The sequence below is a fragment of the Borreliella sinica genome, assembly GCF_033969665.2.
Taxonomy (GTDB): domain Bacteria; phylum Spirochaetota; class Spirochaetia; order Borreliales; family Borreliaceae; genus Borreliella; species Borreliella sinica.
This window is the reverse complement of record NZ_CP135183.1, coordinates 49,016-57,089: the sequence shown is the minus strand read 5'-3', so window position 1 is coordinate 57,089 and position 8,074 is coordinate 49,016. Positions and strand designations below refer to the sequence as shown.

Sequence of the window (8,074 nt, the reverse complement as noted above, 5' to 3'; positions counted from 1 at the left end):
AAGTATAAATTGATTAGTATAATAATTTATTCATACTTTCTCTTTAAAATTTAGCCTAATAAATTAAAATACCGAATACTTTATAATCAATCAATTCCCAGCTTATCTTTCAACAAGTTCAATTTTTCAGCATCCATACTAAGCTTATTTAAATCCAAGGCATTAGCAATTGCAATGATCTCTTCGCAAGAAAATCTCTTTCCTTTTAAAAAATGATTTTCAAAACTGTTAAAAGAAATGGGAACAATTTCTTTTACTATGCTCATCAATGCCTTAGCATATTCTTGCATTTCTTTTGGCGAATTCTCTTTAATTTCTTTTGGGACATCTAAAGCTAATCGCAATTTAATAAAATGGAAAAGATTGCTTAAATCAATTTGCCAATACCACTCGGTATACAAACTTAAAGGCAAAACTATTCTTGAAAGTTCTTTTGAAATACTAGCATTGAGCATATCTTGATAAAGCTCATAAGAATGTTTTTGATGATGTTTTATTCTCTCTAATAAACTTTTTTCCAAAGAATTTAACCCTTTTTTAGATTTATTATTACTAGAATTTTGACACTTTAAATCCTCTTCTAAGGGCAAATAAAATTCTTCTCTTGCCAAGCTATAGCATCCAGAAACTTCATTAATTCTTGCGGTTCTGTGCCTCATCCATTGCCTTGCAATAAATATTGGAGCCTTAACATGAAATGTAAAAACCACCTGCTCAAATGGACTTGTATGTCCATTTCTTATCAAGTAGTCAACAAGTTCCTCATCTTTTCTTTTAGCACTACCACCTCGATAAGAAATCCTTGCAGACTCAACTATTCGCTTATCATCTCCCATAAAATCAATAAGCTTTAAAAACCCATTATCCAAAATTTTATATTCTTTAATCAAAAACCAATACTCCTTAAAGCAAATTTATTAACCCTTTTAGAGTACAAGTAATTATATCATAATAACATCATTAATGGGGATAATATTGATCTTAACAAAATGAAAATGAAAACAGTTTGGGGGCTAATAATATTAGCCCCCAAACTTACTTTACCCTCTAATCATTTATAAATCTGTATAATCAAACTATTTCATATATAAAGAAATAGTCATTACTTTTGTAAAATCTCTTGCACCTTGAGCTACTTTAATAACATTAGAAATAGCCTTTGCAACATCTTTTTTTGCTACTGCTTGATTTTCATTTGATGGCTTTAAATCATTAACAATTTTGAGAACTTTTTGAGCCTCTTGAGCTGTTTCGTCTAAAGCTCTTTCAGAAGCCATTAGAGTTTCTTTAACTTGTTCCACTTTTGCAAATTCTTCTTTTGTTAATTCCAATTCTTTATTATTTGGGGATTTATTTGACATTATTTGCTTCTCTATTACAAGCATTGCTTCACCTGCAGCAGAAACAGCTTTTTGGGTCTCTTGAACAGCCTTCTTAGACATTTCAACAACTTTATTTGCATCCTCAGCAACCATTCCTGAAAACTTTGCCACAATTGTTGCTTCTTGTGATGCAATAACAGCTCCCTCAGCAACATCTGAGATTAAAGACATTGAGCCTACAAATTTTTTCACTACACCAGCATCATTTGATTCTACTAACTCAAGAGATGATTCTCTAACTTCTTCTAATTTATTAGAAACATCTTCTGTCACCCTACTAATATGATCTAGAGCCTGATTAACCTGATCTTTTTGATCGGATTTCTTGTCATCTTTTTTATCTGGTTGTTCTAAAACGTTAGACTTAGATTGAAGAATACTTACATTGTTAGAATCTGCAAACATATTTAAATTTACAAGTCCAAACAACAATCCATTAATTATTAAATTACTAAATACTTTAGTCATTATTAATTCTCCTTAATTAAACTATTTTATTCTTTATATTTTAGAACATAATTAAATTAGAATCAATACATATTTGTATAAATATAAATAATTAACTTTTTTAATTAAAAACATTCTTTTTTAAAAAGGCTCTCAATAGGGGCTATAAAACTCAAATTCAGTATTAAAATGGGGAGAACGGTGTTATTTTATAATGTTTAAACTTATTATTATAAAATAACACATGAAAAATATAATGCAATCGTTGCCAAAAACAAGGCTCGTAGCAAAAATTTTTGAAATTAATAAAATTATTGAGCAAAACACAAGCGTCAATATTAATTGCACTGCGGACAAATTTTAAAATCAAACAAAACATTTTAATACTTTTTTTAAAAAAAATATTTTAAATAATTAATTAATTTATTTATTATCTTTTATTTCAAATATGAAAAACAAACATTGAAAATTAAGTAAATTGAAATATATTTATATTAGAAATTGTAAATATTGAGCTTGCCAAATAATACTAATTAATCATTAAATTTTTTTAAAGGATTTTTTCTTGAAAAGAAAAAGAATTTGCAAGATATTAAAGCTACTTAAAATAACTTTGCTCTTCTCATGTTCTTTTTATTCTAAATCAAACAACGCGAAAGCAATTGAATTGCAATCAAACCCCATTGAGATTGAAAAATCTAGTATAAAGATCTCAGAAAATCTTAAACATTTTAAACATGAAAATACTCAAGCTGAATATTTTCACAGCTTAAAACAAAACCAGTTATTAAAAAATGAAAAAGAAGCTGTTATTGAAAAAATAAAACAAGAGTTAAATGAAAATGAAAAATTAATCAATAAAATAGAACCAGATATAGAAATATTCACTCAAAAAATAAATAAGGATATTCAAAAAATTGAACCTATTGATCAATTCGGAATAAACAAAACCACAATCCCAGAAAATCAAGATATTATCATTGATTCAATGTTAACAAAAAATCTGTTTAGAAGATTATTTTATTCATCTCTTAATTATGATGAAAATAAAATCAAAAAATTGGGTAAAATACTTGCACAAGCATCAAGCTCAAATGGTAACCATTACAGTCTTATTAGCTCAATTTTTTGGACAGGGTTTAAAATTCAAGAATCATTTGAAAAAACAGTCAATCTTTTAACCAAAACTGAGCTCAGACGTCTAATGTTTAATTTTAGAACAAAAACAGTAAAAGATATTCAAGAAAACTTTGAAAAACTAATACAAGAGCGAAATGTATGGATAACAACTGTAGAAAACATTATTGGAGAATATGACAACAATACAGCGGGGGTCAAAACCAATGGAATCATTCTGAGCGAAATAATAAGAGTCGGCTATGAAAATAAATTAAACCCAAATGAAAGCATGAATATTTTAAAAGATATTCAAACATTACTTAAAGCCTGTTGTGACCACACACACTACTAATTAATAGGGGGTATTAAGGGGGATTAAAATGCTAAAAATTAACACAAAATCCTTGCAGTGCAATAGAAATTTAATATATTATTTTTTTATACTAGAATAAATAAATAATAATTCTAATTTTAAAAAGGAGAATATTTTGAAAAAAAATAACCCAAACACAATTAAGCTTAATATTGTTGCAATGATATTAAGCTTAATTTGCATCTCATGCGGGATTAATAAAACTGATCCCCAACTACAAGGCCACACCGATTCAAAGGAAAATACCCAAAATTTAACAAATGAATCGCAAATTCTAGAAGCTTTATATAAAGATTTAGAATCTAAAGATCCCACAACCCAATTAACAACAATTGGTAAGATCTTGGAAATTCAAAAAGAGCAAGAAAACACGCAAATACCTAAAATTGCTAGTCAAAACCTTGATTTCCTAGCTACTTTTAAAATCGATTCCCACGATAATATTTCTGAAGATGATCAAATGAAAATAAAAAGAATAATGTACTCATCCTTAAACTACGAAACTTCAAAAATAGCAATATTAAAAGAAATTCTTGAAAAACTTATTAAAAATGATCAACACAAAGAAATAGTTAGAAAATTGCTTTATTACGCAGCAATGGGTATTGAACTTGAACTAAACAAAAATTTACAATCAATAAAAACTAAAGAATTAAACGCTCTAGAACCAAAAGAATTCAATCTTATTCTAACCTTCGCAAAAGAGGATCTAAAAAAAACGCAAAGGTTTGCAAAAACTTTAAATGAAACTATCGAGGCTTACAGTCAAGATCAGCAAGGCATTAAAACTGATGATGCGAAACTTGCAAACTACATAAATAAAAATTTCGAAACTTTTTTCCCTAAAATGCCTCACAACTAACATTTATTTAATCTAGTAAAAAAATAATACATTGCACTTGACATTTTTTTTTGAAAAAGAGAAGTTAATTCTTCTCTTTTTTTTTTAAACTCATGGGATTTAAATCCAAACTAAAAACAACAATGACTGCGCAATGAAATTAATCACTTAATATAATATTTAAATATCAAATAAAACTAATATTATTTGACATTTAAAACAATATAGTTGTAGTATTGTTTTAAATTAGAATTAATAAATATTGATTTTAATTTAAAAGGAGAGTATTTTGACAAAAAATAAACTTAATATAATTAAGCTCAATATTATTACAACAATATTAACTCTAACTTGCATCTCATGTGATGCTAATAAAATTGATCCTCAGCTAAAAAGGCAAATCAATCCAAAAGAAACTGCAAAAAATTTACAAAATAAACCTCAAGACTCAAAATCTTCAAGTCAAAAATCTCAAGACTCAAAATCTTCAAGTCAAAAATCTCAAGACCCAATAGTATTGAAACTAAAAACAATCGGTAAAAGCATGAAAGCCCAAAAAGAAAAAGAACATACTCAAATAGCCAACATTAATGCACAATTTGATTTCCTAGATACTTTTAAAATCAACCCCCAAGACTCTATTTCAAAAGATAAGCAATTGCTAATAAAAAGAATAATTTATTCATCCTTAAATTACGACACTTCAAAAATAGCAACATTAAAAGAAATTCTTGAAAAACTTATTAAAAATGATCAACACAAAAATATAGCTGAAAGGTTTATTAATCACACATCATGGAGCATTCAATTCCACCTGGACAGTAACCTAGACTCAATAGAAAATGAATTAAGCACCCTAAATCAAGAAAACTCCAGATGGCTATTAATCCAAACAGAATATCAATTAAAAGAAAAACAAAGGTTTGTAAAAGCTTTAAACGAAACTATTGAAGCTTACAATCAAAATCATCAAAACATTAAAACCGATGCCGCGAAACTAGCAAGCCATATGAATGAATATTTCAAAGACACTACTACTTTAAAGCCCCTTTAACCAAAGCAAAAAACAATATTATTTGACAATCAAAATAATATTGTTATATTATTTTTTTGTAATATACTTAATAAATAATGATTCTAATTTTATAAGGAGAGTATTTTGAAAAACAAAAACCTTAACATAATTAAGCTCAATATTATTACAACAATATTAACTCTAACCTTCATCTCATGCGATGTTAATAAAATTGATCCTCAGCTAAAAAACCATACTGATTCAAAAGAAAATGCAAAAATTTTAAACAACAAATCTCAAGATCAAAAGTCTCAAGATCAAAAGTCTCAAGATCAAAAGTCTCAAGATCAAAAACCTCAAGATCAAGAGTCTCAAGATCAAAAGCCTCGAGGTCTAGAACCTAGAGATTCCATCATCTTAAAATTAAAACAATTTGGCAAAACCTTGGAAGCTCAAAAAAAACAAGAAGATATACAAATAGCTAAAATGGCTAACACGGAACATGATTTTTTAAGCACTTTAAAAATCGACAACTACAAGCCTGTTGAAGAAGAAGAACTGAAAATGAAACGCATGATTTATTCAGCTGTAAATTATGACATACAAAAAATAACAGTATTAAAAGAAATTATTGAAAAACTTAACAAAAATCCCAAAAATCTAGGTTTGATGTTCGGGTTCCTTACTACCTTAACATGGCGTATTCAATCTCTACTAGAGAGTCGTTTAGAATCAATAAAAAATGATTTACACACTCTAGACCGAGACCAATCCAGTACGCTACTAATGCTCACAGAATATGAGTCAAGACTAAAACAAAGGTTTGCAAAAACTTTAAACGAAACTATTGAAGATTACAATCAAAATAAGGAAAACATTAAAAATAGTGAAGAAAGCCTGGCAAACTATATGAATAAATATTTCAAAGACACTACTACTTTAAAGCTCCTTTAATCTACATTAAAAAATAATACGCTGCACTTGAAATTTTCAAAAGAGAAGTTAATTCCTCTCTTTTTTTTTATTCATTTAATCTAAATCAAGCTAAAACAACAACACACAATAGAAATTCAATCTTTTAGTATCAAATAAAAACAATATTATTTGACAATCAAAATAATATTGTTATATTATTTTTTTGTACTAGAATTAATAAATATTGATTCTAATTTTAGAAGGAGAATATTTTGAAAAAAACTAAACTAAACACAATTAAGCTTAATATTATTACAGCAATATTAGCTTTAATCTGCATCTCATGTGATGTTAATAGGGCGGATCCAAAATTAAAAGGCCATAAAAATTTAAAAGAAAATAAAAAAAATTTTGGAACTAAATCTAGAAACATCAAAAATACAAACCAAGAATCTAAAGATCAGAAATCTTCAAGTCCAAAATCTAAAGATCAAGAATCTAAAGATCAGAAATCTTCAAGTCCAAAATCTAAGGATCAAGAATCTCCAAATCTAAAATCTCCAGGCAAAGAATCTCAAGATAAAAAAACTTCAAACTCAGAATCTAAAGCTCAAGACTCTCAAGCTCAAAACTCTAAAGCTCAAGACTCTCAAGATCTAGGTTCTACAGATAAAGGATCTACAGATCATCAAGGCTCTAAAAATCAAGACTCTACAGATCTTCTAAACTCTAAAGATAAAGGACCTACAGATCAAAACATAGATAAAGGCCCTCAAGATCAAGACCCTACAGATCAAAGATCTACAGATAGCGAACCTTCAAGCTCAGAATCTAAAGGCACAGAAACTGCAAGTCAAGACTCTAAAGATCCAGGCTCTGAAGATCAAGACTCTACAGATCTAGGCTCAAAAGCTCAAGATTCTGAAGATCAAGACTCTACAGATCATCAAGGCTCTCAAGATAAAGAAACTTTAAAACCAGAGTCTACAGTTCAAGGTTCTACAGTTCAAGGCTCTACAGTTCAAGGTTCTACAGTTCAAGGCTCTACAGTTCAAGGTTCTACAGATCATCAAGGCTCTATACAAGGCTCTACAGATCTAGACTCTCAAGGTCAAGAAACTTCAAACCAAGAATCTCAAGGAGATGAGGTCTCAAAATTAGAAAAAATTGGGGAGATCCTAGAAGCAGAAACAAACCAAGAAGATACACAAATAGCCAATATTGCTAATACTCAATATGATTTCCTAGAAACTTTTAAACTAACTCCTTACGGCACTACTCCAATAAGTAGTATGGTAAAAAAACTAAAAAGAATAATTTACTCATCTTTAAATTACGACACAAATAAAATAGGGACATTAAAAGAAATTCTTGAAAAACTTCTAGAAACTCCCCAACACAAAGAGATAGTTAAACTATTTCTTTATCATATAGCAATGGAAATTCAATTAGACCTAGAAGTCTGTTTATCACCGATAAGCCTTGAATTGAGATCTCTTGCTCCTAAAAAAATCAAATTGCTACTACAGAAAACAGAACTTGCTTTAAATCTAAAAAAAGCGTTTGCAAAAAATTTAAACGAAACTATTGAGGCTTACAATCAAAATAAGGAAAACATTAAAACCGATAATGAACAACTAGCAAGTCATCTAGAAAAATATTATACAGACTTTAATTCTTTATTGCAGTCTTTTCGTGATTTATTTAAGTCTTTTTATGCTTTGCCAAATGATGTTCATTCTAGATATTAATACAGAAAAATTTAATACATTGCACTTGATATTTTAAAAAAGAGAAGTTAATTCTTCTCTTTTTTTTTAGACTCATTCAATCCAAATTTAAGCTAAAACCAGCAATAACCGCACAATAGATATTTAATCTTTAATGTCAAATAAAAATAATATTATTTGACAAATAGAATAATGTTGTTATATTATTTTTTTGTACTAGAATCAATTTTTATTGATTCTAATTTTAAAAGG

At 28.0% G+C, this 8,074-nt stretch carries 7 protein-coding genes; 5 read left to right on the top strand and 2 right to left on the bottom strand.

Going from position 1 to position 8,074, the window contains the following annotated elements; translation table 11 throughout:
* Window positions 1-86 precede the first annotated feature (86 nt).
* Window positions 87-890, bottom strand: coding sequence for an FAD-dependent thymidylate synthase (gene thyX / locus QIA41_RS04850; RefSeq protein ID WP_320292926.1), 804 nt, complete (start codon window positions 888-890; stop codon window positions 87-89).
* 186 nt (window positions 891-1,076) lie between these two features.
* Entirely contained in the window at window positions 1,077-1,850 is a 774-nt protein-coding gene (locus QIA41_RS04845) for an OMS28 family porin (protein ID WP_320292925.1), read from the bottom strand.
* A 544-nt stretch (window positions 1,851-2,394) separates the two neighbouring features.
* On the opposite strand from QIA41_RS04845, the gene QIA41_RS04840 reads away from it, so the two are divergent.
* From QIA41_RS04840 to QIA41_RS04820, 5 genes are all read left to right on the top strand, one after another.
* Window positions 2,395-3,300, top strand: a complete 906-nt coding sequence (locus QIA41_RS04840) for a complement regulator-acquiring protein (RefSeq protein WP_320292924.1) — start codon at window positions 2,395-2,397, stop codon at window positions 3,298-3,300.
* A 136-nt stretch (window positions 3,301-3,436) separates the two neighbouring features.
* On the top strand, window positions 3,437-4,183 hold the full coding sequence (locus tag QIA41_RS04835; protein ID WP_320292923.1) for a complement regulator-acquiring protein: 747 nt from the start codon (window positions 3,437-3,439) through the stop codon (window positions 4,181-4,183).
* A 268-nt stretch (window positions 4,184-4,451) separates the two neighbouring features.
* Window positions 4,452-5,216, top strand: coding sequence for a complement regulator-acquiring protein (locus QIA41_RS04830; protein ID WP_320292922.1), 765 nt, complete (start codon window positions 4,452-4,454; stop codon window positions 5,214-5,216).
* Between the two features lie 105 nt (window positions 5,217-5,321).
* Window positions 5,322-6,131 carry a complement regulator-acquiring protein gene (locus QIA41_RS04825; protein ID WP_320292921.1) on the top strand — a complete coding sequence of 270 codons (810 nt, stop codon included), beginning with the start codon at window positions 5,322-5,324 and terminating at the stop codon, window positions 6,129-6,131.
* A 233-nt stretch (window positions 6,132-6,364) separates the two neighbouring features.
* Window positions 6,365-7,843, top strand: coding sequence for a complement regulator-acquiring protein (locus QIA41_RS04820; RefSeq protein ID WP_320292920.1), 1,479 nt, complete (start codon window positions 6,365-6,367; stop codon window positions 7,841-7,843).
* The last annotated feature ends 231 nt before the right edge of the window (window positions 7,844-8,074 follow it).

What these genes read in the sequence shown, in the direction of transcription:
- QIA41_RS04845 (WP_320292925.1), bottom strand. Translation starts at nt 1,850, where the DNA reads ATGACTAAAGTATTTAGTAATTTAATAATTAATGGATTGTTGTTTGGA.